Genomic DNA, 26657 nt, shown 5'->3' on the forward strand with positions numbered 1-26657 from the left:
CTACCCCTCTCCCCTTGCGGGAGAGGGTGGATCGCGGCTCCGCCGCGAGACGGGTGAGGGGTGTGGCGCGGCATCGGGGCGCCTCGGCTCGGCGCGCCCCCTCACCCCCGGCCCCTCTCCCGCCCGAACTCGGCTGTTGCCGAGTTCGGATCGTGCAGGTCGAAGTCGGCAGAAGCCGACTTCGAGGGGAGAGGGGAGAAGCGTCGGGTACGGGCGAGGGGACGACTTCAGCCCGCCCCGCCGGAGAACACCCCGCGAACGCCGCCCGCAAACTGATTCGCTCCCCTCCCGTTCGGCGAATGTCCGCGCGCCCCCTTTCGCCATCGCCCTCGCGTCCCGATATGATACAGGAACACCCCTCCTTTACGTGGATTGCGCCAGAGCCGATGGACGACGTCACCCGATGGGCCGTGCTGCCGCGCAATCTGAGGGCGCGGGGGGTGAGCGCGGTCCTTGGCCCGACCAACACGGGCAAGACCCACCTCGCCATCGAGCGCATGCTCGGCCATGAGAGCGGCATCATCGGCCTGCCGCTGCGCCTGCTCGCGCGCGAGGTGTACCAGCGCATCGTCGATCGGGTGGGGGCGGACAAGGTCGCGCTCATCACCGGCGAGGAGAAGATCAAGCCCAAGGGCCGCCATGGGGAGAACGCCCGCTACTGGGTCTCCACGGTGGAGGCCATGCCGCGTGATCTCGATGTGGCCTTCGTGGCCATCGACGAGATCCAGCTCGCCACGGACCTCGATCGCGGCCACGTCTTCACCGATCGCATCCTGAACCGGCGCGGCCGGCACGAGACGCTGCTGCTGGGCTCGGCCACCATGCGCCCGCTTGTGGAAAAGCTCATTCCCGGGGTGAACGTGGTGGTGCGGCCGCGCCTCTCCACCCTCACCTTCGCCGGCGAGCGGAAAATTTCCCGCCTGCCGCGCCGCTCGGCCATCGTCGCCTTCTCGGCGGACGAGGTCTATTCCATCGCCGAGTTCATCCGCCGCCAGCGCGGCGGGGCGGCGGTGGTGATGGGCGCCCTCTCGCCGCGTACCCGCAATGCGCAGGTGGATCTCTACCAGTCCGGCGATGTGGATTATCTCGTCGCCACCGATGCCATCGGCATGGGTCTCAACCTCGACGTGGACCACGTGGCCTTCGCCTCGGACCGCAAGTTCGACGGCTGGCAGTATCGCAAGCTCAATGCCTCCGAGATGGCGCAGATCGCCGGCCGTGCCGGCCGCGCGACGCGGGACGGCACGTTCGGCACGACGGGGCGTTGTCCACCGTTCGAGGAGGAACTGGTCTCCCGGCTGGAGGAGCATGTGTTCGACACCGCGAAGGTGTTGCAATGGCGCAACGCCGTCGCCGATTTCCAGTCGCCCGCCGCGCTCCTCGCTTCCCTTTCGCGCCTGCCGAAGGAGGAGGGGCTGACCCGCGCGCCCACCGCCGATGACGTTGCGGTGCTTGAAATCATGAGCCGGGACATGGAGGTGACGGGCCGTCTCGACGGCGCCGCCGACGTGGAACGGCTGTGGGATGCCTGCCAGGTGCCGGACTATCGCAAGGTCTCCCCGGGCGCCCATGCGGAGCTGGTGGGCACCCTTTTCGGGCACATAAAGGGGGGTGGCCGCATCCCCGATGACTGGTTCGCGCGTCAAATCGCCTTGACCGATCGCGCAGAAGGCGACATCGACACGTTGTCGAACCGGATTGCGCAGGTGAGGACCCTCACCTTCGTCGCGAACCGGCCCGACTGGCTCAGGGATCCGGAGCACTGGCAAGGCGTCACGAGAGGGGTCGAGGACAAGCTGTCGGATGCGTTGCACGAAAGGCTGGCTCAGCGTTTCGTGGATCGGCGGACCAGCGTGCTCATGCGGCGCCTGCGAGAGAACACGATGCTCGAAACTGAAATCAGCAAGACCGGTGACGTTACCGTCGAAGGCCACGTCATCGGCCACCTCCACGGCTTCCAGTTCGCCCCCGATCCCGCAGCCGCGGCCGGTGGCGAGGAGGCCAAGGCATTGCGCGCAGCCGCCCAGCAGGCGCTGGCCGGCGAGATCGAGCAGCGCGCCCAGCGCCTGTCGCAGGCGGTGGACGAGGCGTTCGTCCTCACCTTCGACGGCACCATCCGCTGGACGGGCGAGGCGGTGGCCAAGCTCATCCCCGGCGACGAGGTGCTGAAGCCGCGCTTCAAGATCATCGCCGACGAGCATCTCACCGGCCCCGCCCGCGACCAGGTGGAAGCCCGCCTCACGCTGTGGATCGCCGCCCATATCGAGAAGCTGCTCGGCGCGCTCACCAAGCTCGGCACCGCCGAGGACATCACCGGCATCGCCCGTGGCATCGCCTTCCAGATCGTCGAGAGCCTCGGCGTTCTGGAGCGCGCCCGCGTCGCCGACGAGGTGAAGGGGCTGGATCAGGCCGCCCGCGCCACCCTGCGCGGCTATGGCGTGCGCTTCGGCGCCCATCACATCTATCTGCCGGCGCTGCTGAAGCCCGCCCCGCGCGCGCTGGCGGCGGAGCTTTATGCGCTGAAGCACGGCGGCCTCGCCCAGAAGGGCCTCGACGAGCTGCCGCACCTCGCCGCCTCCGGCCGCACCTCCATCCCCGTGGATCACGAGGTGCAGAAGGGGCTCTACCGCGCCGTCGGCTTCCGCGTGTGCGGCGAGCGTGCGGTGCGCGTGGACATTCTGGAGCGCCTCGCCGACCTGATCCGCCCCGCGCTGGCGTGGCGGCCCAACTCCCCCGGCCCCAAGCCGGCCGGAGCGGTGGACGGGCGCGGCTTCACCGTGACCGTGGGCATGACCTCGCTCGCCGGCTGCTCGGGGGAGGATTTCGCCTCCATCCTGAAGTCGCTCGGCTATCGCATGGAGCGCCGCCCCCCGCCGCCGCCGGAGGCCGAGGCCCCCGCCGCCGCGCCGGAAGCGGCTCCCGTGGAACTCGCCCCGCTGCCGGAAGGCGCCATCGAGGCCGACCTGCTGTTCGACGCCCCGGCGGAATCGCCGGCCGAGGCCCCTGCGGACGAGCCGGCCGAATCGGTGGACGAGGCGCTTGTCGAGGCGCCTGCCGAGGACGCGCCCGCTGAAGAGACCCCCGCCGACGTCGTTCTCGCCGATGCGGCCGAGGCCGAGGCTGCCGCCGAGGCGGTCGAGGTGTCCGGCGATCCCACCGCCGCCGAAGTCGCGGCCGAGGTGGAGGCGCCTGCCGCCCCCGGTGGTCCCGAGGCGGTGGAAGGTGCGGCCGAAATCGTTGCCGAAGGTGCTGCCGCCGAGGCCGCTCCCGCCGAGCCCGAGCTGATCGAGGTGTGGCGTCCCGGCCGTCCGCCCGGCGCGCCGCGTCGCGAGCGCCCGGCCGGCGAAGGCCGCCGCTTCGGCGATCGTCCGGGCGGAGATCGCGGCGAGCGCGGTGGCGAGAAGGGTGGCGGACGCGGCGAGCGTCGTGATGGCCGTCCGCCCCACCGCCGTCCCGAGCAGGCGCCCGCTGAGGCCGGTGCCCCCGAGGGTGAGCGCGCCCCGCGTCCGCCGCGCGGCGACCGTCCCTTCCGCGGCCCGCGCGAAGGCGAGGGCAATCGCGAGCACAGGAACGAGGGCCATCGTAACGAGGGCCATCGCGGCCCGCGTCCCGAGCAGCGGGCGGACAACCGCCCCGCCCATCAGGAGCGTCGCCGCGAGAAGCCGGCGGACCCGGACAGCCCCTTCGCCGCCCTCGCCGCCCTCAAGGCGCGGCTGGAGGCGGAGAAGAAGGGCGGTTGAGCCGTGAGCGATCCGGCGGAGCGGCAGAGGCTCGACCGCTGGATCTGGCATGCCCGCGTGGTGCGCGCCCGCGAGGATGCCGCCGATCTCGTCCGTTCGGGCCATGTGCGGCTCGATGGCGCACGGGTCACCAGCCCCGGCCACATGGTGCGGGCGGGGCAGGTGCTCACCATCGCCCTCGACCGGCAGGTGCGGGTGCTGCGGGTGACAGCCTTTGCGGAACGCCGGGGAGATGCTACATCCGCTCTCGCGCTTTTCGAGGAAATAACAGAAGCGTGACGGGATTTAGGGACTGCGGCGCGCCCAGTTTTATCGGCCTTTGGCCTGCCGCCGCTTGCGTGGCGCGTGCGCCTGCGCTACCCGAGCCCCTCGAAAGGGATTGCCCATGACCTACGTCGTCACCGAGAACTGCATCCGCTGCAAATACATGGATTGCGTGTCCGTGTGCCCGGTGGACTGTTTCTACGAGGGCGAGAACATGCTCGTCATCCACCCCGACGAGTGCATCGACTGCGGCGTCTGCGAGCCGGAATGCCCGGCCGAGGCCATCAAGCCGGATGCCGAGCCGGGGCTGGAGAAGTGGCTCGCGCTCAACGCCGAATACGCCAAGACCTGGCCCAACATCACCCTGAAGCGCGACGCCCCCGCCGACGCCAAGGAATGGGACGGCAAGCCCGGCAAGGAAGAACTGTTCTCCCCGGAGCCCGGCCAGGGCGACTGAGCCAAGATCTGCCCGGCCAGGGCGACTGATCCCAGGATGTGCGCTCGCCGCCGTGTGCGCAATCTCACGCTGGTTTCGGCAGGGATGGGGGCGGACCCGCGCTCCGATGTTCGCCAGAGGGGCCATTGGGCGCGACAGGCGCCCGGCGCAGTTCTGCGGTCTCTGGCAACATTGTCGAGACCAGCTATACACGCTCCGGATGCAATTGGGCAGTGAGGTCGAGCCGGCATGCAGCAGGTTCCTGCGGCGGGACACCCCTCGGGCCGTCGCGACCGATGGGCGTGGTTGGCGCTGGCTCCGAGCGGGGCTTGGTGTCTGCTCCTGGCCCTGACGGTGTTTTTCGGCGAATTCTCCGAGCGCGCTGTCGTGGTCCTTGGGCTCGCTTTTCCCCTGCTGCTTCTTCTGGGGGCGTGCGGCCTCGCCTACGGCAGCATTGCGGCGCTGGTCTTCCTGGTGACCGGGCGCTGGCGCAGGGCCGTGTCGCATCTTCTCGGCATCGGCATGCTGGCCCTGACTGTCCTCAGCGTCCCGACGCTTGGAGACGCGTCGCGCTACGTCAGGTTCAAGGTCAACCTTCCCGCCTATGAAGCGCGCATCGCCGAATGGCGCGCTCGGCACCCCGATAGCACTCCTGCCCGGCTGGTTCTGGAAAACCGCGACCTTTCCGTGTTCGTGACGGCAACCCTTTTCGAGAGCATCATCTTCGACGAAACCGACGCGGTCCTGAGCGACCCGTGCCCGCTTCTGCGCGGAGACAGGGACCTTTGCCGTATGGAAATGTTCGTTGAACCGATTTCAGGGCATTTCTACAGGGTTACGGAAAGCTGACGGGACCCCCCTCAGGGCAGCGCCTCCAGCTGGAAATATTGCGAGAGCACCAGCTTGCCGTCGGCGTCGAGATAGGCGCGGCCGAATTTGGCGGCCTGCAGCCTGTCGGTCTCCTGATAGATGGTGCCGCCCAGCGGCGGCAGCGCGTTGGGCTTGGCGCAGGGAATGTCGAGCGTCACCTTCTGGCCGACCGTGTAGGCCTCGCCGCGCTCCACCACCTTCACCGTCCCCGCCACCGCGCAGGTGCCGAAGGCGCGCGGCGTGAGGGTCACCCCCTCCACCGCCACCACGATGACGCTCTTCGCCCCCTCCCGGGCGCTCGCATAGACCTGCGGCGACATCAGCGCCAGCGCCGGCGCGGCGCCACCGAGGAGCAGCAGGCCGGCGAGGGCGGTGTTGCGGAGGGTATGGCGGAGCGCCTGCCGCGCGGCCCCCTCGGGTTGCCTGCGGTCCGACCTGTACACCATGCGCGCCTCCCGCTGCTTATCGCCCGGTACCGTCATCGCGGGATGCGGCGCCGACGCTCTTGCCGCCAGTTCTGGCGGGAAATGCGGCATTTGCAAAGCCGGGCTTTCGCAGGGGAGGGGAGCGCCTGTCGCGGACCCGCTGCTCAGCCGGTGGTCGCAGCGGCATCCACCGCCGCCTGATGCTCGGCCGCGAGGCGCGCATCCAGCTCCGCCACCTTCAGCGCCGACGGCCGGCCAATGATGCGCGCGACGTAATCGGCGATCACCGGCGTCTCGGGCACCAGCTTGAACATCACGCCCCAGTTGAAGGCATTGCCCCACAGAATGTCGGCCGCCGTGCACCGGTCGCCCAGAAGATAGGGCTTCGCCGCCAGCTCGCGCGTCACGGTGTCGAGCATGGTGTCGTAGTCGCCGTAAGGCGACATGGCGGGCGCGGCGGGCTCGCGCTTCAGCGCGCGGTCGGTGAGGGCGGGCTCGAAGCAGGCGCCGTAATAGGCAAGCCAGCGCAGATAGGGGCCACGCCCCGGCGCACCCAGGCCAGGCGCGAGGCCGGCTTCGGGGAAGGCATCGGCGAGATGGATGAAGATCGCCACCTGCTCGGTCACGAGTTCGCCCCGGTGCAGGATGGCGGGCACCTTCCCCATGGGGTTCACGGCGAGATAGGCCGGCTGGCGCTGCTCGCCCGCCTTCATGTTCAGCACATGGAGGCGATAGGGCGCCCCCAGCTCCTCGATCAGTGTCAGCGCGCAGGAGGAGCGGGTGTGGGGTGCGTGGAACAGGGTGATGGTGTCGTCGGCGGTCATGAGATCTCCTGTCGTCGGGAGGGGTGACGCCACACCTCTAAACGGCCGAGGCTGACACCTTCTGTCAGGTTTGATAGCTCTATCCCCATGCGCGCCAGCCGCCTCCTCTCCATTCTCATGGTCCTCCAGGCCCGCGGCGCGGTCACCGCCCAGGCCCTCGCGGAGGAATGCGAGGTCTCGCTGCGCACCATCTATCGCGACATCGATGCCCTAAGCGCGGCGGGCGTGCCCGTCTATGCCGAGCGCGGGGCCGGCGGCGGCTACCGGCTGCTGGAGGGCTACCGCACCCGGCTGAACGGCCTCTCCGCGCAGGAGGCGCAGGCGCTGTTCCTCTCGGGTCTCGGCGACGCGGCCGCCGCGCTGGGCCTCGGCGCGGTGCTCGCGGCGGCGCAGACCAAGGTGACGGCCGGCCTGCCGGCCAACCTGCGCAGCGCCGCCGCCCGGATGCGCGCGCGCTTCCATCTCGATGCGCCGGGCTGGTTCCATGAGGCGGAGGAGCCGCCCTTCCTCCAGTCCGTCGCGGCGGCGGCGTGGGAGCAGCACCTCATCGAGATCCGCTACCAGTCGTGGCGGGCGGAGAAGCGCCGGCGGGTCGCGCCGCTTGGCCTCGTGCTGAAAAGCGGCGCCTGGTACCTCGTCGGCGCGGTGGAGGCCAGCGTGCGGACCTATCGCATCAGCCGCATCCGGGAGCTGGAGGCGCTGGCCGAGCGGTTCGAGCCGCCGCCCGGCTTCGACCTCGCCACCTTCTGGGCGGCGAGCGCGCGGCGGCTGGAGGCGGAGATGTATCCCAACCGCGCGACGGTGCGCCTCTCGCCCCTCGGCCAGCGGATGCTGGAGCATGTCACCTCCGCCGTCTCGCGGGCGGGGATGGAGGCGGGCGCGCCGGATGCTGATGGCTACAGGGTCGTCACGCTGCGCGTGGGCGCGCTCTGGGAGGCGACCAGCGATCTGATGCGCTTCGGCCCCGAGGCGGAGGTGCTGGAGCCGCCGGAGCTGCGGGCGCGGGTGCAGGAGACGCTGGAGCGCATGGGGCGGCTCTACGCGCCTTGAAACCCGTCGGCTTCGGGGGCCAATCCCGCCATTTCATGGCGCGCGATTTGCCCTTATAAGGCGCCCATGCTCGACCAGACCCCCAACGCCGCCCTCGCGGACCTGCCCGATTTTGCCCGCCGGCGCACCTTCGCCATCATCTCCCATCCGGACGCCGGCAAGACCACGCTCACGGAAAAGCTGCTGCTGGCCTCCGGCGCCATCCGCATGGCCGGCCACGTGAAGGCGCGCGGCGAGCGCCGCCGCACGCGGTCGGACTGGATGGAGATCGAGCAGCAGCGCGGCATTTCCGTCACCTCCTCGGTGATGACGTTCGAGCGCGACGGCATCGTCTTCAACCTGCTCGACACGCCCGGCCACTCGGACTTCTCGGAAGACACCTACCGCACCCTCTCGGCGGTGGACGCGGCGGTGATGGTGATCGACGCCGCCAAGGGCATCGAGAGCCAGACCCGCAAATTGTTCGAGGTCTGCCGCCTGCGCGACATCCCCATCTTCACCTTCGTGAACAAGGTGGACCGGGAAAGCCTCGACCCCATCGCGCTGATGGACGAGGTGTCCTCCACTCTCGCGCTGGACCTCACCCCGCTCACCTGGCCCATCGGCATGGGCGTGGATTTCCGCGGCCTCATCGACATCGCCAACAAGCGCGCGCTGCTCGCCACCGAGCGCGGCGGTCCGCTGGTGCGCGAGGTGCCATTTAACGAACCCGAAGACCTCATCGGTCTCGACGGCGTGGAGGAGCGCATCCTCAACGAGGCGGTGGAGAGCCTGACGCTGGCGCTGGGCGTGCTGCCGCCGTTCGATCTTGCCGCCTTCCGCGAGGGCCATCTCTCGCCGGTCTTCTTCGGCTCGGCGCTGAAGGAGGCGGGGGTGGCCGAACTGCTGTTCGGCTTGGGCGCGGTCGGCCCGAGCCCGCTGCCACGCACCGCCGCCGGCGACCGCACCGTGGAGCCGGCGGAGGATCTCGTCTCCGGCTTCGTCTTCAAGGTGCAGGCCAACATGGACCCGAACCACCGGGACCGCGTGGCCTTCGTGCGCCTGTGCTCCGGCCGCTTCAAGCGCGGCATGAAGCTGTTCAACCCGCGCGAGAAGCGCAACATGGCCATCGCCAACCCCATCTTCTTCTTCGCCCAGGAGCGCGAGACGGTGGACGAGGCGGTGGCCGGCGACATCATCGGCATTCCCAACCACGGCATGCTGCGCGTGGGCGACACCCTCTCCGAGGGCGAGAGCATCCGGTTCGAGGGCCTGCCGGACTTCGCCCCGGAAATCCTGCGCCGCGTGCTGCTCTCCGATCCCATGAAGGCCAAGCAGCTGCAGAAGGCGCTGCAGGACATGGCGGAAGAGGGCGTGGTGCAGGTGCTGCGGCTGGTCAATGATCCCGCCCCCATCGTCGGCGTGGTCGGCACCCTCCAGCTCGACGTGCTCGCCGCGCGCCTCGAGAAGGAATACGGCGTGCCGATCCGCTACGAGACCACCTCCTTCGTCACCGCCCGCTGGATCGTCGGCGAGCGGGCCGAGGTGGACCGCTTCCTGGAGACCAACCGCTCCTCCACCGCGCGCGACCGCGACGAGGCGCCGGTCTATCTCGCCCGCAGCCAGTGGGTGCTGGACCGCGCCATCGAGGAATGGCCCAAGCTCAAGTTCGTGGCCGTCAAGGAACGCGGCTGACCCCTTTCCCGTAACGATCAGAGGGCGCGTAACGACGCTGCCCGTCCGGAGGATGACATGACCGACGCCGCCCGCCTGTCCGCCCTTGCCGCCACCATCGACGACGCCTTCGAAAAGCGCGCCGAGATCGGCTTCTCGACCACCGGCGCCGTGCGCGACGCGGTGAACGAGGCATTGACGCTGCTGGACAGCGGCGCCGCCCGCGTGGCCGAGCAGGGCGCCAACGGCCAATGGACGGTGAACCAGTGGCTCAAGAAGGCGGTGCTGCTCTCCTTCCGCCTCAACGACATGGAAGCCATCCCCGGCGGCCCCGGCGGCGCCCATTGGTGGGACAAGGTGCCCTCCAAGTTCCTGAACTGGGGCGAGGCCGAGTTCCGCGCCGCCGGCTTCCGTGCCGTGCCCGGCGCCGTGGTGCGCCGCTCCGCCTTCATCGCGCCGAACGTGGTGCTGATGCCCTCCTTCGTGAACCTCGGCGCTCATGTGGGCGAGGGCACCATGGTGGACACGTGGGCCACCGTGGGCTCCTGCGCGCAGATCGGCAAGAACGTGCATCTCTCCGGCGGCGTCGGCATCGGCGGCGTGCTGGAGCCGCTCCAGGCCGGCCCGGTCATCATCGAGGACGACTGCTTCATCGGCGCGCGTTCCGAGGTGGTGGAAGGCGTGGTGGTGCGCCGCGGCTCCGTGCTCTCCATGGGCGTGTTCATCTCCGCCTCCACCAAGATCATCGACCGGCAGACCGGCGAGATATTCATCGGCGAGGTGCCGGCCTATTCGGTGGTGGTGCCCGGCGCGCTCCCCGGCAAGCCGCTGCCCGACGGCACCCCCGGCCCCTCGCTCTATTGCGCGGTGATCGTGAAGCGGGTGGACGCGCAGACCCGCTCCAAGACCTCCATCAACGACCTCCTGCGCGACTGAGATCGCGCCGGTTCGGGAGGGCCCGGAAGATGTGCCGCCAAGGGATTTTCCCGGCGGCACGCCGGGGCCGTGGCGCGACGGATGCGACCTGTTGGCAAGGCGGAGATTCCGGCTTGCCAACCAAGGCCGAGCCGCTATATTCCGCCGCCTCGCCCGGATGCGACGCCCTCGCGGCCCGCTCCCTTCCCAGAGCCATCTTGGAGACGACCGGCGAGACCCGGCCCCGCCCCTGCGGCGATGGCTGGAAACAGGGGCGACGGAATTGCGGGCCTTCAACCAGCCCGGAGCAGGATCGTCATCTCCTGCATAGACCGCCATCGTCGGTGGTCTTTGAGTAAAGTTCTGCGTGCGCCTGTCGCATGCGGCTGGAGAGGTGGCCGAGTGGTTGAAGGCGCACGCCTGGAACGCGTGTATACGGGAAACCGTATCGAGGGTTCGAATCCCTCTCTCTCCGCCAGTTTCAACAACTAATCATCTGAAAATAAAGCGATATTTGATGTGGCACGAAATCGTGCCCCAGCATCTGCCCTAGCACGTGCGTTAGGTCGTGGTGGTCCGTGGTGGACTAAGGCGGTTTTGACCGGGATCATGCAGAATGGGCGGGAATTCGGGGAGGTGCAAATCGAACAGGCGAATCGCACACGGGCGCACCTCGAGCGCCTCCTCCTCGTTTGTGGCGACAGAAATGCCGGCAAGAGTCGCCTTATCCGCGAGATGTTCAGCGATAGGAGGCTAGGGGGCACAGTCCCAACGTCGGGCCGATTGCCTATCAGGCCCCTCTCTCGTGAGCGATGCATCGCAGGACGCGTTATGTCGCCTCATGAAGCGATGGAGACGCCGGCGGACTTCCATTCCAAAATTGACGAAGCCTGTGACGCGGCGCGACGGTCGAACTTCTGGCGCATCAACTATGTGAGTGCTGTACAGCCCAAGGCCGCGAACAATATGCCGGGTATCGTTGATACATGTAGGGGCTTGCAAAAAGCGTTCTTGCCGGAGCGGATCAGAGTGGTGTGTATTGATCCTGACCAGGCCGGCACCAACAACAGCCATCTTAGCGTCGCGGAGGTCGATGGTTTGCGGGCGCTCGATGTCGAAGTCGTCACGATAGATTCTCGCCGCAGTGGGCATCGTGCGGAGCCGGGGAACGTGAGGATCCTTGCTGACTTCTTCGACTTCTCTTGATCGTGTCGGCTAGAAGCCGGGACCCGGCACCCACACCCCGACGACGCGCCCCACCAGCCTTTCGGCCGCATAGTCCTCCCGCATCGGCCCGTCACAGGTGCCGATCCGGCCGGCCTGCAAGAGACGTTGGTATTCGTCCCGCGATTCCGGTGGGATCCAGAAGCAGGCTGTCCACGTCGTCTCCGGCTCAGCGCCGGGCTCGGGACTGCGCACGTTCACGCCATCGGCTCGCCGGAACCAATGCGAGCCGCGCATCATGCAGAGTGCGAAGGCGAGCCCGCTCTCCACCCGCGGGTCGGAGAAGGAGATCAGGAACAGCTCGCCCCGCGCCGGCAGGTGGTCGGCGAGGTCCACCACCGCGAACTCGCCGCGGCGAAGGTGCGGATAGAAGGCGTCATCCTCCACCGGGAAGGTCATGTGTCCCGGCGGAAGCGTCGGCAGGATCATCAGGGCGCGCAGCTCGGGCTGGTGCTCAAATTGGACAGCCGGAAGCTGGGGCGAGATGGCGAGGGCGCGGCCAGGGCGCCCGGCTGACGTGCGGCGGGTCATGCTTCACCTCCTTCCAGAAAGGCCAGGGCCGCCTGCATGAGGTTCGGGATGGCATCGGCGCCGGCGAAATCCTCGCACATCTCCACCGCCAGCCTCAGGGCGGCCATGGCCCCCGCATTGCTGGCGGCGGCCGGGATGCGGCCTTCGTTGAGGGCGTCCCATATCGGCAGGGGGGTGGCGTCCGGGATGTCGCCCTCGGTCGCGTTGAGCGCGGCGCATTCGGCCCGGTAGGCCGTAACGAGCGTGCAGAGCGGATCGGCAGGCTGGGCAGCGGCGGCGGTGGCAGGCAGGCCCACGAGCGCCAGCGCGCCGGTGCCCTTCAGCAGGGAACGGCGGGAGGTGCGAAGCTCAGACATGGGCCGCCTCCCGCATGTGATAGTGACGTTGCCCCTCCTGGCTAATCCAGTTTGAAGTTCGTTCTGGCCCAATGAGAGGACCAGAACATGAGGCGCAGCCGCTTCACCGAGGAGCAGATCATCGGCATCCTGAAGGAGCACGAGGCCGGGGTGCCGGTCTCGGACCTGTGTCGCAAGCACGGGGTCAGTGACGCCAGCATCTACAAGTGGAAAGCCCGTTTCGGCGGGATGGACGTATCGGAGGCCAAGCGGCTGCGCGCGCTCGAAGACGAGAACGCCAAGCTGAAGCGCATGCTCGCCGACGCAATGCTGGACAACGTCGCACTGAAGGATCTGCTGGGAAAGAAGTGGTGACGTCCGCTGCCGAGCGCAGGGCTGTCGCCCACCTCATGGAAGTCCATGGGATGAGCGAACGGCGGGCGTGTAAAGCCACCGGCTTCTGCCGCATGACCATGAGATACGAAGCCACGCGCGGGAATGACGCCTCGCTGCGTGAGCGCATGAAGGCCATCGCCCGGGAGCGACGGCGGTTTGGCTACCGCCGTCTCCACGTCCTGCTCAGGCGGGAGGGCTTCCGGGTCAACCACAAGCGGCTGTTCCGGCTCTATCGTGAGGAACGGCTGATGGTCCGCCGGCGCGGCGGTCGCAAGCGGGCCATCGGAACGCGGGCGCCGATGATGATCCCGCTGCGACCGAACGAGCGCTGGTCACTCGACTTCGTCGCCGACCAGATGACCGATGGCCGGCGCTTCCGGATGCTGGCCATCGTGGACGACTGCACTCGCGAGTGCCTGGCGCTGGTGGCGGACACGTCGCTGTCCGGGGTCAGGGTCGCTCGCGAACTCGACAGGCTTCTGGCAGAGCGCGGCCGGCCCAAGATGATCGTCAGCGACAATGGCAGCGAGTTCACCTCCAATGCCATTCTGGCCTGGACCGACGCGGCCCGGGTCGAGTGGCACTACATCGCGCCCGGCAAGCCGATGCAGAATGGCTTCATCGAGAGCTTCAACGGCCGCCTGCGGGACGAGTTGTTGAACGAGACGCTGTTCTCCAGCCTGTCCCAGGCCAGGGCCGCCCTCGCCCGATGGCAGGTCGATTACAACACCGACCGGCCGCACTCGAAGCTCGGATGGCAGACGCCAAGCGCCTTCGCCTCAACGTTCCACCCGCGGCGGGATCAGACGCTCCGCAACATGAACGGCTCCGCATCTGCCCCCGCCGCTCCACACGCCCGAGAAGGCAAACCCAACCGCCAGAACGAACTCACCGCTGGATAGAAGTTGGGGGCAACGTCAGCGGCGCTCCGCTGCCTGCCCGTTCGCCCCCGCCCGGACCGCGCGCTATCCTGTCGCCGGGCCTGACAGGGCGGTATCTGATCTGAGACAGGCCTGCTACAAAAGCAGAGCCCTAGGCGGGCGCAGGGTTCGGCGATAAGTACTCGGTGTCATGCCAGTCAGTCGCCGGAACAGGCGGCGGAACGACGCCTCGTCCTCATAACCCACCTGGCGTGCGATGTCCGCACCAACGTCGTCGCTCGTCTCCAGGATGTGCTTTGCCTCCTCGATCCGAAGCGTCTGCACATATCCCAGAGGCGAATAGCCCGTCGCCGCCCTGAAACGCCGGTCGAAGCTGCGTTTGGGCAGGCCGGACCGGCGGACCAGTTCGGCAATGATGTCCTGGCGGTCGTAATTTTCGGCGATCCATTGCTGGCAGTTCAGGATCACGGTGTCGCCATGGTTCACGTTCCGGATCATGGAGACGTAAGGCAGCTGTCCGTCGCGATGCCACTGATAGAGGAAGATCTTCGACATGCGGATGGCCTCCTGCATGCCGCCATACTTGGCGATGATCAGAAGCGCGAGGTCCTGCCAGGAGGACGCGCCGCCGGCGCAGTACAGGCTCTGGTTCGGACCCGTTTGGACCATGATGCGCTCGATCTTGAGCCGGACACTTGGATAGTAGGCCTCGAACAGCGGGGCATAGGAGAAATGCGTCGTCGCCTCGTGGCCATCGAGCAGGGCGGCCTCGGCCAGCACGATGGACCCGCCACAGGCCGCATAGATGGGCACGCCGGCCGTGTTCATCTTCCGGATCCAGGCGATGAGGTCTCTGTCGAGGTCATGCGGGGACTGGCCTGCCCCCATGACCACGTTGGGCACGAAGACGAGGTCGGTCGAAGGCGTCGCGTCGATGGTGTCCTGTGGCACGATGCGCACGCCGGTGATGAGCTCCATCGGGTCCACCTTCACGGCGACGAGGCGCGGCTCGAACAGCCCCTCCGGTCCGCCGCCCAGCACATGCTCCCACTGGCGTCCCGCCGCCCAGAGCGTGTCGAACACCCCATAGATGATGGAGGGATCGCATTCGGCGAAGATCGGAATGCTGACCCGAATACGCGGCCGGCTCATCGGCACCCCCGTTCGCGGGAGCCTCTGGCGCGCTTGTCTCAAGGCGCGTTTGGCTTAACTGGCCCGGATCTGGCCATTCTGCCCCTCACGCTTCCTTCGGCGCAAGGATACGACCGCCCCCGACGGCGCGACAGGCGCCTATCCATTCGGGAGACGGAACCATGGACGTGAATGCAGACAAGCTGAACGCCTTGCTCGGTAAGGTGGTGAATGAGCTGGGCGCGGCATCCAACGCCGCGCTGGTCATCCTCGGCGATAAGCTCGGGCTGTTCCGGGCGCTGGCGCTGGGCGCGGCAACGCCGGCCGAACTGGCAGCGCGCACCGGCACCTTCGAGCGCTATGTACGCGAATGGCTGTCCGCCCAGGCCGCGTCCGGCTTCGTGGAATTTGACGCCACCACTGGCTGCTTCTCGCTCTCGCCTGAGCAGGCGGCAGTGTTTGCGGATGACGACAGCCCTGTCGCCATGGCGGGCGGCTTCGCCATGCTCACCGCCGTCTACCACGACGAGCCCAAGCTCGCAGAGGCGTTCAGGACCGGCAGGGGCATGCACTGGGGTGAGCACTGCACCTGCCTATTCTGCGGCGTGGAGCGCTTCTTCCGGTCCGGCTACCGCGGGCACCTCGTCGCCGAATGGCTGCCGGCGCTCGATGGGGTGGTGGAGAAGCTCCAGCGCGGTGCAAGGGTGGCGGATGTCGGCTGCGGTCACGGCGCCTCAACGCTGCTGATGGCGGACTCCTTTCCGAATTCCGAGTTCATCGGTGTCGACTATCATGCCGCCTCCATTGCACATGCGAACGGGCTGGTCGAGGGCCGTGGCAATGTCCGCTTTGAGGTCGGCCGCGCCCAGGATTTCGGGGGGCGGGACTATGATCTCGTAACTCTGTTCGATGCGCTGCACGACATGGGCGACCCCGTCGGTGCCACCACGCATATCCGCAGCGTCCTCAAGGGCGACGGCACGCTCATGCTGGTGGAGCCGGCAGCCGGTGACAGCCTGGCGGAGAACCTGAACCCGGTGGGACGGGTCTACTATGCTGGATCCACCCACATCTGCGTGCCCACCGCTCTAAGCCAGGACGGGGGCACTGCGCTCGGCGCGCAGGCCGGACCGCGGCGCATCGCTGAGGTGGTCCAATCCGGCGGGTTCTCGACCTTCCGGCAGGCGGCATCAACACCGTTCAACATGATCATCGAAGCAAGACCGTAGGTTTTCAGGGAGGCGGCCGGGAGGGGCTGCCACTGAACCGCCCCTGGATTCCTGGACGCCTTCTTCCCTAAATTTTTAGGCAAGGAGGCCTCGATGGGCAAAGCGAACTTGACCGAGGACTTCAAGCGCGACGCGGTCGTTCAGATCACCGAGCGGGGCTATCCGGTCGCAGAGGTGGCTGCGCGGCTGGGGATCAGCAAGTACTCGCTCTACGAATGGAGGAAACGGTATGCCAAGTCTGCCGCCGTGGTCCGCGATGACGATCATGCCGCCGAGGTCCGCCGGCTGAAGCGCGAGCTGCAGCGCGTGACGGAGGAGCGCGACATCTTAAAAAAAGCGGCCGCGTACTTCGCCAAGGATGCAAAGTGAAGTACGCGTTCATCGCCGAGCATCGCCTGCTGTTTTCGATCCGCGCCATGTGTCGGTGCCTGCGTGTCCAGCCCAGCGGCTTCTACGCCTGGCTGAAGGAGCCGCTGAGCCGCCGCGCCAAGAACGATCGCCGCCAGACCGAGCTCATCCGCACGGCCTGGCGCGACAGCAGTAAGGTCTACGGCTACCGGAAGCTCCACGACGACCTCATGGACATGGGCGAGAGCTGCTGCCCGAACCGGGTGGCGCGTCTCGCGCGTTTGGCTGGCATCCGGGCGCAGATCGGCTACAAGCGCCGGCCCGGCCACTATGCCGGCAAGCCGTCCCTGGCCGTCGACAACACGCTCGATCGCCGGTTCGACGTGGAGGCGCCGGACAAGGCCTGGTGACCGACATCACCTACATCCGCACGCATGAGGGCTTCTCATACCTGGCGGTTGTGCTCGACCTCTTCTCGCGCCGCGTCGTCGGCTGGTCGATGCAAGCCCGACAGACGACCAACGTCGTGCTTCAGGCGCTGCTGGCCGCCGTCTGGCGACGCAAGCCGAAGGGCCGTGTGCTGGTGCATTCGGATCAGGGCAGCCAGTTCACGAGCCTGGACTGGGCTTCGTTCCTGAAACACCACGATCTGCAGCCCTCGATGAGCCGTCGGGGCAATTGCCATGACAACGCAGTGGCCGAAAGCTTCTTCAACCTGCTCAAGCGCGAACGCATACGCCGAAAGGTCTACCGAACGCGCGACGAGGCACGCCGGGACGTGTTCGATTACATCGAGATGTTCTACAATCCCACCCGCAAGCACGCACGGAATGGGATGCTGTCGCCCATCGAGTTCGAACGGCAGCACAAAGCGCGAGCCGAGGGCGTCTGGAAAACTCGGGGCGGTTCAGTTCGCTATCGACTGCTCTCTCCGCCAGACCTCTGTTTCAGGACATCGCCAAAAGCTCCAGATTCTAACGCTGATAATGTTTTTTCGCAGGCCTTTGTGTTCCTCTGCGTCTCGCAATGTACCCCAACAGCGTAATTTTGCGTTAGGGCGAGCGTTGGGGCAGAATTCGTTGGTCCAGCCCGCCCCAACGGGCGCCCCTAGCGCCGCGCCCGGAAAAGCGGCATGCAGGTCCTGCAAGGCTTGCCCAGAAGCCCGCCCGAAGGAGCGGGACGAGGAGGAGAGGCGCAGGTGCGAAAGGAACCGCGACGGGGTCTGATGCGGCGCATGGCGTCGGCCATCCTGCGACCGCTGCTTTGGAACCGTGCCGGCCGTGTCCTGGGGGTGGCGGCAGCCGCGGTGATCGCCGCCGCCACACTCGCCACCGCCGCACTCGCCTCGGCCGAAGCCCCGGAAACGCCGGAGGCTGCCCGCCGGGAGCCGGTGCGGATGGTGCTGGACCGGCCCGTCCTGACCCTGATCGAAGCCCGCGACCGGTCGTTCCCCGCGCTCATGGGCGCGCCAGGCGCGGCAACACTCGAGGCGCTGAAGGCCGCAAGCCCGCTCTATGCGGACCTCGCACGCCAGATGGGCGACGACGTGAAGGCGCTGCGGGCGGACATGGCGGCCAACAGGCGCCGGCTGTTCGAGGTGACGGACGACAATGTGGGCCGCATCATCGACCTGCGCTGGCTCGCCTCGCCGCTCGCCAGCTTCCGCCTCGTCGGCGTGGTCAATCGCACCGACCGGCGCGATTTCACCGCGCTGACATCGCAGCCATCCTGCGGCGAGGTGCGGCTCGTCTATCGCCTCGCCTACCGCTTCCGCCGCGGCGCGACCACCTACGCCTCCCGCCTGCCGGTGAACCTCAATGCGGTGTTCGACGTGCCGGTCCCGGCGGACGCCCCCTGTCCCGATCTCGCCGGCCGGTGGACACCGCCGCGCGCCGACATGGATGCGACCGCCATGGCGGACTGGCTCGCATCCGGTCCCCTGTCCGGCCTTCGCCTTCGGCAGATCGAGGTGAATGCGCAGGTCGTCCGCCTGCCGTCCGGCATGGAGACCGAGCTGGGTGGACAGGCCATCTACCTGATGCGCGTGTTCCGCGCCGAGGGCGACCGGGTGATCCCGAAGCCGCTGGAGAACACGCCGGATGTCGGCCGTCTTGCCTCCGATGCGGCGCTGAAAGCGCGGCTGGTGGAGTATGTGCGCACCCATCTGCCCGAGGTCGACCGCGGCGTCTACCAGATCCCGGACGAATTCCTCGCCGAGAAGGTCCTCTCCTTCTCGACCTTCGGCAGCGCCCGGACCGCCAACCATCCCTTCGCCAGCCTGTTCACCGAGGCGGATTTCGCCGGCCTTCCCTATGCACAGCTATCCTATCTGGGCTCTTCCGCCGGACTGATCGCGCGGCTCGATGACGGGACCTGCACCGGATGCCACCAGGGCGCCGCGACCGCCGGCTTCCATCTCATCGGCCATGACGAGCCGGATTCCGCCCCCTTCAACGTGGTGAAGGTGCCCATTTCGCCCCACCTCCATGCCGAGGATGCGCGGCGGCGCGCCTATGTGGCGGCGCTGGCGGCAGGGCGGGAGGCCGACACGTTCCGGCCGCTCTCCATCGCCCCTCCCGCGATATGGGGCGAACCGGCATCGCACGTTCCGGCGTCAGCCGCCGCCACAATGGCCTGCCTCCTGCCCGCCGCTATGGCGCCGTTCAAGGAGACATGGGCCTGCGGCGGGGGCCTCGCCTGCGAGGCCATCGCCCACAATCCGCGCCTGCCGGTCGCGACCGGCCAGTGCATGCCGAGTCAGGAGACGGGCATCGTCTCGGGCATGGCGTGCCTCTCGGGGGAGATCGTGCCCGGCAGGGCGCCCTATCTCGACCGCTTCCGCATCCTGCGCCAGATCAACAGCCGTGCGCCTTCGGTCTCGCCCACCGCCTACAATTGCCGGCCGGCGAAGCTCGGCGTGCCGGGCGGGGCCGCCTACCGCCAATGCACGCCGTCTGAGCGCGCGTTCGCGGGCTTCGCGTCCGGCCGGGCGCCGGCGGAAATCTGCGCGCTGGTGGGCGGCAAGGCGTTCGATCTGTGCGTCGCCACCGACAATTTCGCCAAGTGCATGGACGCGAGCGTGGTGCGCGGCAATCGGCCGACCTGTGGCATGGGCCGCTTCTGCCGCGAGGATTTCATGTGCCAGGCCCTGCCGGCCAGCATCCCCGGCGTCGCGGCCATCGCGCGCGACAACGGCTTCTGCTCGCCCACCTATTTCGTTTTCCAGATGCGGATCGACGGACACCCGGACCCCGTCCACGGCGTGAAATAGAGCCGCTCGCGGACAGGTGGAGCGCTTCGGGGGCCATAACCTACCGGAGCAAGCTCCGTGGCGTCGTCCAAATCCGCTTCACCATGAAGGGGGCAAGCCCAATACCGCACCCGGTGCTCACGCAACGTAAGCTGAAGCGTCTCAGGAACATTCGAATTCGGCGCGTTATCGCGCCATGACCACCGCTGAAGCTTCCGCTCGTCCGACCGAGAAACCAGATGCGACCGCAGAGTCCGAACTGGACAGCGTGATCGCGGAGAGCGGGAAGGTACGGCAGCATAGTTGGGCGCAACAAGTCCATATAGCTGGGCCAGGCTGGCGGCTTCCGGTCGCGCCCATGTCCTGTGGAGTTCCGACAGGAGGGCATTCGTTGATGCGGGCTTCACGCCACCTTGAACGAAGCGGGCCAGGGAGGTGCGGGAAGCCATCTCGCTGGGGTCGCCCGAGGCATCCACCACCGCATAGACCTCATATCCCGCGACCTTGGCATCAAGGGCGGGAAACATCACGCAGACGCTGGTCCAGACGCCGGCCATGACGAGCGTCCTGCGGCCCGTGGCCTCGACCTGCGCGACGAAGCCGTCATTGTCCCGGGCGTTCACCTCGCCCTTGCGCGGAACGTAAACGGCATGGGGCGCGAGTTGGTGAATCTCCGGCATCAGCGGGCCATTGGTTCCGGCGGGCTCCGAGGCGGTCGTGATAACCGGAATATTGAGAAGCGTGCTGAGCCGCGCGATCATCTCCACATTGCGGCGCAGGTCCGCGACAGGAATATCCTTCACGGTCTGGAATAGGCCGGACTGATGATCGAGGAGAAGAATGACTGTATCCGAAGGGTTCATCAGCGCGGCACCCCCTCCGCTCGGGAGGACGCTGGTCTTCTTGGGCGACGGTGTCATTTCGGGCCTCCGGGATTGACGCACCGATGCTGTGGACTCAAATCGACCCTGTGGATGGCGCCGCTCAAGGACCGCGCATCGGTTGATTGTGGGGTAGGCCCCGGCGCCGGCCCGAGGCGTGCAGGGGGCAGCCCTAGCCTGGGCCGCCGACAGCGGCCGTGCCGCGGGCTCAGGACTGCAGGGCCCAGTCCGCCACCTGCCAGCGCATCTGGCCACGGTCCAGCACGACCCGTCCAAGCCCGGGGAAGGGCATATGGGTCGCGGCGATCAGGGCGCCTTCGGAGGCTGCGAGGGGAAAGAAGCGGTCGCGCATGGCCTTTGCGGCGGCGCGATCCTGCTCGAACAGAAAGCCCACGTCCGTCGCCTGCGGATGCACCACGGGGAACAGCATGTCGGAGACCATGATGAGGCTCTGCCCGGCATCGGCGACCCGCACGCCGATGTGGCCGGGGGTGTGCCCGGTCAGGTCGACGATCGAGACCCCCGGCGCCACCTCACGCTCGCCGTCGATCGCCTGGAGCCGGGGATAGAGCTTCACCACCTCGGATGCCATCCGGAAGCTGTTCTGAAGATAATCGGGGGCGCCAGCGCGCTTGGCCGGATCAGTCCAATGCTTGACGTCCCGCTGATCGATGTAGAGTTCAGCATTGGGATAGTTGTTCTGCCCGCCGACCACCAGGCCGCCCATGTGGTCCTCGTGCATGTGAGTCACGATGACCGCGTCGATCTGGTCGCGGCGCAGCCCGGTGGCTGCGAGCGCCTGCGGCAGCGCGCCGGTCTGACCGATGGAGCCGGCCGGGCCCGTATCGAGAAGGATGCGGCGCGCGCCATCCTCGATCAGATACTGGTTGAAGACGAAGCGGACGCCGCTCGGCCGCGCGACGAACTGCGACACGGCAGCCTGCTCGACCTGGGCGGCCGTCCGGCCGGGGAAAAAGGTGTAGGGCATGTCCGCATACCCGTCCGTGAGCGCCGTCACGGTGAAGCGGCCGACCCTGATCTGCGCCAGCGGAGTCACCCGGGCCGCGACGGGACTGGGGGCAGGACCGGCCGCCGGGGCTTCCGCAGCACTGTGGCCGGTGGTGAGGATCTGGAGAGCGCTGCCCCCGACAAGACCCAGAGGAAGGCCGAACGCGAGGGCGCGGCGGGAAAGGTTGGCCATGGCAGCATCCGTATGGTGATCGACGGGCGGGGAGGCCATCTGGACTCTCCATCGGTCTCCGGACGACGTTAGGATATCTAACGCCCACGCAGTAACCGGGCCATTCCGGGAGCTATCCTCTCAAAATTCGGAAGGTACGATGGACCGCTTCGATGCTATGACCGTGCTGCTGGCCGTCGTCGAGGCAGGCAGCCTCTCGGGCGGCGCCCGGCACCTGCGGGCGCCGCTGGCGACGGTGAGCCGGAAGGTTTCCGAACTCGAGCATCACCTGGGAACCCCGCTGTTCGTGCGCAGTCGCGGGGGACTGCGGCTGACTGAAACCGGCCGCGCTTTCGTGGCGGCGGCCCGCCGCATCGTCGGCCAATTGGAGGAGGCGGAGCGGGAAGCGGCCGGCGAATTCAGCACCCCGCGCGGGACGCTGCATGTCACCGCGCCCATTGCCTTCGGGGAGCGCCATCTCTTGCCCGTCGCACTCGAATTTCTTGCGCAATATCCCGACATCTGTCTGCGCCTCATGCTGGCCGACAGGCAGATCAGTCTCGTGGACGAGCACGTCGACGTTGCCCTGCGTATCGGACACCTGACGGACAGCACCCTCATTGCCACCCGTGTCGGCAGCGTCAGCCGGGTGATCTGCGCCAGCCCCGCCTATCTCGCAGGACGCGGCACGCCGTCTCGGCCGGAGGATCTCGCCTCCCATGACGGGATCAGCTTCCAGGGCTTCGCCGCCGCGCCCGAATGGCGCTACCGGCGCGACAGTGCCGCCTTCACCGTCCAGCCGCGCCCAAGACTGTCCGTGAACACGACGGAGGCCGCCATTCAGGCGGCGTGTGCCGGTCTCGGGGTCATCCGCGTCCTGTCCTATCAAGTGGCGGACGAGATTAAGTCCGGCCAGTTGCAGGTCCTCCTCCCGGAGTTTGCGCCGGAGCCGCTTCCGGTGAGCCTCATCTATCCGCAGGCCGAGGTGCTGCCTCTGAAGGTTCGCAGCTTCCTGGACTGGACCGCCCCGCGCTTGCGCGCCCGCATGGCCACGCTCGGGGCGGACGGATCGTGAGATGTCCCGGAAAAGGACGACTGGCCGGCAATTGGATCGGTGTCGGGCTAGCTCGGCCACTCACGACCCGTTGGCCGCCCCTCCGCCGAGAGCGCGGTGATGGCATCCACGATCGCACCGGCGCGCCGAGTGCGGCGCGACCATGTGCGCGCCGTATTGACCTTACGTAATGTGCTACGAGCAGAAGCGGCGCGCACCCGCGGCGCGCGACCGGAGGAAGACGACGGAGGCGTTACGATGATAAGAAATCTGTTGCTTCTGTTGGGGGAAAGCCCCGCTGGCGCGGTTGCCAATGCGTATGCCAGAGGGCTTGCCCGACGCGGCGATGTGTCCCTGACAGCACTGGCCGGGATCGATCTCTCCTACATCGAAGCTCCCATGCTGGGGACCATCGGGGGCGCCGCCTATCATGCGCGGATGGAAAGCGGCCTCCAGAGCGCGGCCGAGCGGGCCAGCAACACCCTGACCGAGGCCTTCGCGCGGGACTGCGCGCGGGAAGGCATCCCCGCCGCCCAGCTTGCCTTCAAGGGAGATCCCTTCGATCAGGTCACAGCGGCCAGCGCGCTCTGCGATCTCGTCGTCGCCGGCCACGACGTGACGTTCCGCGGCACCGGCAGAGAGCGCAATTCGGATACGCTGAGCCAGCTTCTGCAAGCTGCGCCGCGGCCGGTGCTGGTCTGCCCGGACGTGGCGCCAGCCGGCGGCGACGTGCTGGTGGCCTATGACGGCAGCCTTCCCGCCATGCGCGCGCTTCAGCTTTTCGTCCTTCTGGGGTGCTGGGCGGACCGCAGCATCACCGTCGTTTCGGTGGATACGCAGAGCGAGACGGCGGAACGCCTCGCGACCGATGCTCAGACCTATCTGAGCCGGCATGGCTACGCGGTGTCGACCAGGCCCATCACCTCAGGCGCCCATCCCTCTGAGGTCATCGATAGCCATGTGGTGGACGGGTTCGAGCTCCTGGTGATGGGCGCATACGGGCGGCGCGGACTCAGGGAGTTCATCTTCGGCTCCACCACGCAGACCGTCGTGGGCCTGCCGAAAACCTGTATCTTCCTGTATCACTGAGGCGGGGCGGTCACTTCCCTCGCCGACGCATCCCGGCGGCACCGCGGGGCTTCGGCCTCATCCACCTGACATCCGCAGGCGAGACGAGGCCTCGACCGCATGACACTCCTCCTCGTTGTCCTTGTTCCGTTTTTCGGCGCGCTGCTGCCGCCGCTGGTCATCCGCTCCGGCCGCGACACGTGTGCGATGGCGACGGCGGCCGTCACGTTGCTCGCTCTCGCGCTGCTGATGAGCCACGCGCCGGCCGTCTTCTCCGGCGAGGTACCGAAAGCCGAAATACCATGGGTCCCGGCCATGGGCCTGTCATTCTCGGTGTTCGCGGACGGGCTCGGCTTCTTCTTCGCGGCGATGATCCTCACCATCGGCCTCCTGGTCATCATCTATGCGCGCTATTACCTCTCGCGCGAGGATCCCATGGGTCGCTTTTTCACCTATCTGCTCCTGTTCCAGGGGGCGATGGTGGGCGTGGTGCTCTCCGACAACGTCGTCGCGCTGCTCGTCTTCTGGGAGATGACGAGCCTCACCTCCTTCCTGCTCATCGGCTTCTGGCGCAAGCGCGCCGACGCGCGGCAGGGCGCGCGCATGGCCTTGGTTGTGACAGGCGGCGGCGGGCTCGCTCTCATCGCCGGGCTGCTGCTGGTGGCCGAGGCTGCGGGCTCCTACCAATTGTCGGACATCCTGGCGCGGGGCGACGTGGTGCGCGCCTCGCCGCTCTACCTGCCGGCGCTGGGGCTGGTGTTGTTGGGCGCCTTCACCAAATCGGCCCAGTTCCCGTTCCATTTCTGGCTGCCCCACGCCATGGCGGCGCCGACACCGGTCTCGGCCTATCTGCACTCCGCCACCATGGTGAAGGCGGGTGTGTTCCTGCTCGCACGGCTGTGGCCGGTGCTTGCCGGCACAGACGCCTGGTTTCTCATCGTCGCGCCGGTGGGGCTCGCCACCATGCTCATCGGCGCGGTGATCGCGCTGTTCAAGGACGATCTGAAGGCACTGCTGGCCTTCTCCACGGTCAGCCATCTCGGGCTCATGACCATGCTGCTCGGATTCGGCACGCCCATGGCCGCGGTTGCGGCGGTGTTTCACATCATCAACCACGCGACCTTCAAGGCCGCCCTGTTCATGAGCGCCGGCATCGTCGATCACGAGACGGGCACGCGCGACATCCGCCGCCTCGGCGGCCTCCTCTGGCTGATGCCCGTCACGGGCACGCTGGCGCTTCTGGCGTCGGCCTCCATGGCCGGCGTGCCGCTGTTCAACGGCTTCCTGTCCAAGGAGATGATGCTGGAGGAGGCCGCCCACACCGCCTATCTCGGCCTCGATTTCCTGTTCCCCGTGCTGGCGACGGTGGCTGCGCTGTTCTCGGTGGCCTATTCGGCGCGCTTCGCCATCGGCACCTTCCTCGGCAAGGCGCGGGACGATTATCCCCACCATCCGCACGATCCGCCGCTCGGCATGTGGTTGCCGGTGGCCGTGCTGGTGGTGCCGGTCATCGCCATCGGCATCCTGCCCGGTGCCGTCGCCGGCCCGCTGGTGGCATTGACCGCCGGTGCGGTGATCGGCGGCCCGCTGCCGGAGTATCATCTCGCGCTCTGGCACGGCATCACGCCCGCCCTTGTCATGAGCCTTGCCGCCTTCGCCGGAGCAGCCCTGCTCCTGCTCGGCTTCGCCCGCGCCGACGCGCTCCGCCTTCGCCTGCCGCGCCTCGATGCCAAGGCCATGTTCGAGACGACCAGCGCAGGCCTGGTTGTCGCCAGCCGCCGCGCCGTGGCAGCGGTTCATGACGGGTCGCTGCCGCGCTATGCCGGGGTGATCCTCGCCACGCTGGTGGCGGTCGGCGGCTACGGCTTCTGGAGCGCGACGCATGCGGCCGGAAGCCGGCCGCTGCTGCCGGTGAGCCTGCCGGCCGCGACCGCCTTCCTGGCCCTGCTCCTCGCCAGCGGCATGGTCCTGCTGCGCCATGGCGATCGGCTCACTGCGCTCATCCTCACCGGCGTGGTGGGCGTCATCGTGGCCCTCGCCTTCCTCCAGTTTTCCGCGCCCGACCTTGCCTTGACGCAGATTTCCGTGGACGTGGTGACGACCATCCTGATGCTGCTCGCCCTCAACCTTCTGCCGAAGACGACGCCGCGTGAGGAGAGCCGTGCCGTGCGATGGCGCGACGGTCTCCTGGCCGGTCTCGCGGGCCTCGGCGTCGCCGGTCTCGCCTATGGGGTGATGACCCGCGACGGCACCTCCATCTCGGACTATTACCTCGCGGAATCGAAGCCCGGCGGCGGTGGCACCAACGTGGTCAACGTGATCCTCGTGGACTTCCGCGGCTACGACACCTTCGCAGAGATCATCGTGCTCGGTATCGCCGCCCTCGCCATCTATGCGCTGCTCGACCCCGCCCTGAAGGGCGCCGCCGTGCGCCGGATCAAGGCGATGCTCCCCCACGAGGAGGCGTTGGACGCCCATCCCCTGCTGCTCGTCATGGCGACCCGCGTGCTGCTACCGCTGTCGCTGGTGGTGGGCACCTACATCTTCCTGCGCGGCCACAACGAGCCGGGCGGCGGCTTTGTCGCCGGCCTCGTGGTCGCCATCGCCCTGATCATGCAATACATCGCTTCCGGCTATGGCTGGGCGGCGGCGCGCATGCGGGTGGATGCGCAATCCTATATCGGCGCGGGCGTCGCCATTGCCGGCCTCACGGGTGTGGCGGCCTTCCTGTTCGGGCGGCCCTTCCTCACCTCCACCTTTGGCTATCTGACCTGGCCGGTGGTGGGCAAGTTCGAGGTCGCTTCCGCCATGGCGTTCGATCTCGGCGTATTCCTGACCGTGGTGGGCGTGATGGTGCTGTCGCTCGCCCAGCTCTCCCGGGTCTCTCGGCGGATTGATCCCGCCCCGGACAATCAGGAGCCGATGGATGTCCGGCTGGAGCCGTCCGCCTCCCGGGCGCGGGAGGGCTGAGG

The 26657-nt window shown here is 67.9% G+C and carries 22 protein-coding genes, 1 tRNA gene and 1 pseudogene; 17 read left to right on the forward strand and 7 right to left on the reverse strand.

Features of this window, described 5'->3' with window-relative positions; translation table 11 throughout:
- Positions 1-386 precede the first annotated feature (386 nt).
- The 4 genes from V5F63_RS03530 (at position 387) to V5F63_RS03545 (ending at position 5289) form a co-directional block, all read left to right on the forward strand.
- Positions 387-3740, forward strand: coding sequence for a helicase-related protein (locus V5F63_RS03530; RefSeq protein ID WP_394101590.1), 3354 nt, complete (start codon positions 387-389; stop codon positions 3738-3740).
- Positions 3741-3743: 3 nt separating this feature from the next.
- A complete protein-coding gene (locus V5F63_RS03535; protein WP_209487735.1) occupies positions 3744-4019 on the forward strand; it encodes an RNA-binding S4 domain-containing protein in 276 nt (91 codons plus the stop codon).
- Between the two features lie 106 nt (positions 4020-4125).
- Positions 4126-4461, forward strand: a complete 336-nt coding sequence (gene fdxA / locus V5F63_RS03540; RefSeq protein ID WP_024277374.1) for a ferredoxin FdxA — start codon at positions 4126-4128, stop codon at positions 4459-4461.
- Between the two features lie 228 nt (positions 4462-4689).
- Positions 4690-5289 carry a hypothetical protein gene (locus tag V5F63_RS03545; RefSeq protein WP_394101591.1) on the forward strand — a complete coding sequence of 200 codons (600 nt, stop codon included), beginning with the start codon at positions 4690-4692 and terminating at the stop codon, positions 5287-5289.
- A gap of 11 nt (positions 5290-5300) precedes the next feature.
- On the opposite strand, the gene V5F63_RS03550 is transcribed toward V5F63_RS03545, so the two are convergent.
- Together V5F63_RS03550 and V5F63_RS03555 are read right to left on the reverse strand one after the other, a co-directional pair.
- Complete coding sequence (locus tag V5F63_RS03550) at positions 5301-5756, reverse strand: hypothetical protein (protein WP_209487737.1); 456 nt, start codon at positions 5754-5756, stop codon at positions 5301-5303.
- A 143-nt stretch (positions 5757-5899) separates the two neighbouring features.
- A complete protein-coding gene (locus V5F63_RS03555; protein ID WP_394101592.1) occupies positions 5900-6559 on the reverse strand; it encodes a glutathione S-transferase family protein in 660 nt (219 codons plus the stop codon).
- Positions 6560-6646: 87 nt separating this feature from the next.
- On the opposite strand from V5F63_RS03555, the gene V5F63_RS03560 reads away from it, so the two are divergent.
- The 5 genes from V5F63_RS03560 (at position 6647) to V5F63_RS03580 (ending at position 11383) form a co-directional block, all read left to right on the forward strand.
- Positions 6647-7609 carry a helix-turn-helix transcriptional regulator gene (locus V5F63_RS03560; RefSeq protein WP_394101593.1) on the forward strand — a complete coding sequence of 321 codons (963 nt, stop codon included), beginning with the start codon at positions 6647-6649 and terminating at the stop codon, positions 7607-7609.
- 66 nt (positions 7610-7675) lie between these two features.
- Positions 7676-9283 carry a peptide chain release factor 3 gene (locus V5F63_RS03565; RefSeq protein ID WP_394101594.1) on the forward strand — a complete coding sequence of 536 codons (1608 nt, stop codon included), beginning with the start codon at positions 7676-7678 and terminating at the stop codon, positions 9281-9283.
- 57 nt (positions 9284-9340) lie between these two features.
- A complete protein-coding gene (gene dapD / locus V5F63_RS03570; RefSeq protein WP_209487741.1) occupies positions 9341-10198 on the forward strand; it encodes a 2,3,4,5-tetrahydropyridine-2,6-dicarboxylate N-succinyltransferase in 858 nt (285 codons plus the stop codon).
- Between the two features lie 367 nt (positions 10199-10565).
- Positions 10566-10655, forward strand: a tRNA-Ser gene (locus V5F63_RS03575).
- Positions 10656-11008: 353 nt separating this feature from the next.
- A complete protein-coding gene (locus tag V5F63_RS03580) occupies positions 11009-11383 on the forward strand; it encodes a hypothetical protein (RefSeq protein ID WP_209487742.1) in 375 nt (124 codons plus the stop codon).
- Between the two features lie 9 nt (positions 11384-11392).
- On the opposite strand, the gene V5F63_RS03585 is transcribed toward V5F63_RS03580, so the two are convergent.
- Complete coding sequence (locus V5F63_RS03585; RefSeq protein ID WP_209487743.1) at positions 11393-11932, reverse strand: hypothetical protein; 540 nt, start codon at positions 11930-11932, stop codon at positions 11393-11395.
- Positions 11929-12288: a hypothetical protein gene (locus V5F63_RS03590; RefSeq protein ID WP_394101595.1), complete on the reverse strand. Its 360-nt coding sequence runs from the start codon at positions 12286-12288 to the stop codon at positions 11929-11931. The genes V5F63_RS03585 and V5F63_RS03590 overlap by 4 nt, the downstream gene beginning before the upstream one ends.
- Before the next feature lie 87 nt (positions 12289-12375).
- On the opposite strand from V5F63_RS03590, the gene V5F63_RS03595 reads away from it, so the two are divergent.
- Together V5F63_RS03595 and V5F63_RS03600 are read left to right on the forward strand one after the other, a co-directional pair.
- Entirely contained in the window at positions 12376-12642 is a 267-nt protein-coding gene (locus V5F63_RS03595; RefSeq protein ID WP_143007100.1) for a transposase, read from the forward strand.
- Complete coding sequence (locus V5F63_RS03600) at positions 12525-13565, forward strand: IS3 family transposase (protein ID WP_509210834.1); 1041 nt, start codon at positions 12525-12527, stop codon at positions 13563-13565. The genes V5F63_RS03595 and V5F63_RS03600 overlap by 118 nt, the downstream gene beginning before the upstream one ends.
- Before the next feature lie 114 nt (positions 13566-13679).
- Here V5F63_RS03600 and V5F63_RS03605 read toward each other — a convergent pair whose 3' ends face one another.
- A complete protein-coding gene (locus tag V5F63_RS03605) occupies positions 13680-14696 on the reverse strand; it encodes a GlxA family transcriptional regulator (RefSeq protein WP_394101605.1) in 1017 nt (338 codons plus the stop codon).
- A gap of 161 nt (positions 14697-14857) precedes the next feature.
- Between V5F63_RS03605 and V5F63_RS03610 the strand changes: the two genes are divergently transcribed.
- The 3 genes and pseudogenes from V5F63_RS03610 to V5F63_RS03620 all read left to right on the forward strand — a co-directional run bounded on the left by V5F63_RS03610 (position 14858) and on the right by V5F63_RS03620 (position 19523).
- The gene (locus tag V5F63_RS03610) at positions 14858-15904 is read left to right on the forward strand and encodes a class I SAM-dependent methyltransferase (protein WP_394101606.1); all 1047 of its coding nucleotides are present in this window, start codon (positions 14858-14860) and stop codon (positions 15902-15904) included.
- A gap of 93 nt (positions 15905-15997) precedes the next feature.
- Positions 15998-17141 (forward strand): annotated as a pseudogene (locus V5F63_RS03615) (IS3 family transposase); the annotation flags it as partial.
- Between the two features lie 345 nt (positions 17142-17486).
- Positions 17487-19523, forward strand: a complete 2037-nt coding sequence (locus V5F63_RS03620) for a hypothetical protein (RefSeq protein WP_394101607.1) — start codon at positions 17487-17489, stop codon at positions 19521-19523.
- Here V5F63_RS03620 and V5F63_RS03625 read toward each other — a convergent pair.
- Both V5F63_RS03625 and V5F63_RS03630 read right to left on the reverse strand, forming a co-directional pair.
- A complete protein-coding gene (locus tag V5F63_RS03625; protein WP_394101608.1) occupies positions 19463-20422 on the reverse strand; it encodes an isochorismatase family protein in 960 nt (319 codons plus the stop codon). The two genes, V5F63_RS03620 and V5F63_RS03625, sit on opposite strands and share 61 nt — an antisense overlap.
- Positions 20423-20591: 169 nt before the next feature.
- Entirely contained in the window at positions 20592-21584 is a 993-nt protein-coding gene (locus tag V5F63_RS03630) for an MBL fold metallo-hydrolase (RefSeq protein ID WP_209490205.1), read from the reverse strand.
- A 139-nt stretch (positions 21585-21723) separates the two neighbouring features.
- Here V5F63_RS03630 and V5F63_RS03635 point away from each other — a divergent pair, with 139 nt between their 5' ends.
- The 3 genes from V5F63_RS03635 to V5F63_RS03645 all read left to right on the forward strand — a co-directional run bounded on the left by V5F63_RS03635 (position 21724) and on the right by V5F63_RS03645 (position 26655).
- Positions 21724-22638 (forward strand): LysR family transcriptional regulator, encoded by a 915-nt coding sequence (locus V5F63_RS03635; protein ID WP_394101609.1) that lies wholly within the window; start codon positions 21724-21726, stop codon positions 22636-22638.
- A 99-nt stretch (positions 22639-22737) separates the two neighbouring features.
- On the forward strand, positions 22738-23706 hold the full coding sequence (locus V5F63_RS03640) for a universal stress protein (RefSeq protein ID WP_394101610.1): 969 nt from the start codon (positions 22738-22740) through the stop codon (positions 23704-23706).
- Between the two features lie 99 nt (positions 23707-23805).
- Complete coding sequence (locus V5F63_RS03645) at positions 23806-26655, forward strand: monovalent cation/H+ antiporter subunit A (RefSeq protein WP_394101611.1); 2850 nt, start codon at positions 23806-23808, stop codon at positions 26653-26655.
- Positions 26656-26657 lie beyond the last annotated feature (2 nt).

This window comes from Xanthobacter wiegelii (genome assembly GCF_043193855.2).
In the GTDB taxonomy this organism is placed as follows: Bacteria; Pseudomonadota; Alphaproteobacteria; order Rhizobiales; family Xanthobacteraceae; genus Xanthobacter; species Xanthobacter flavus_A.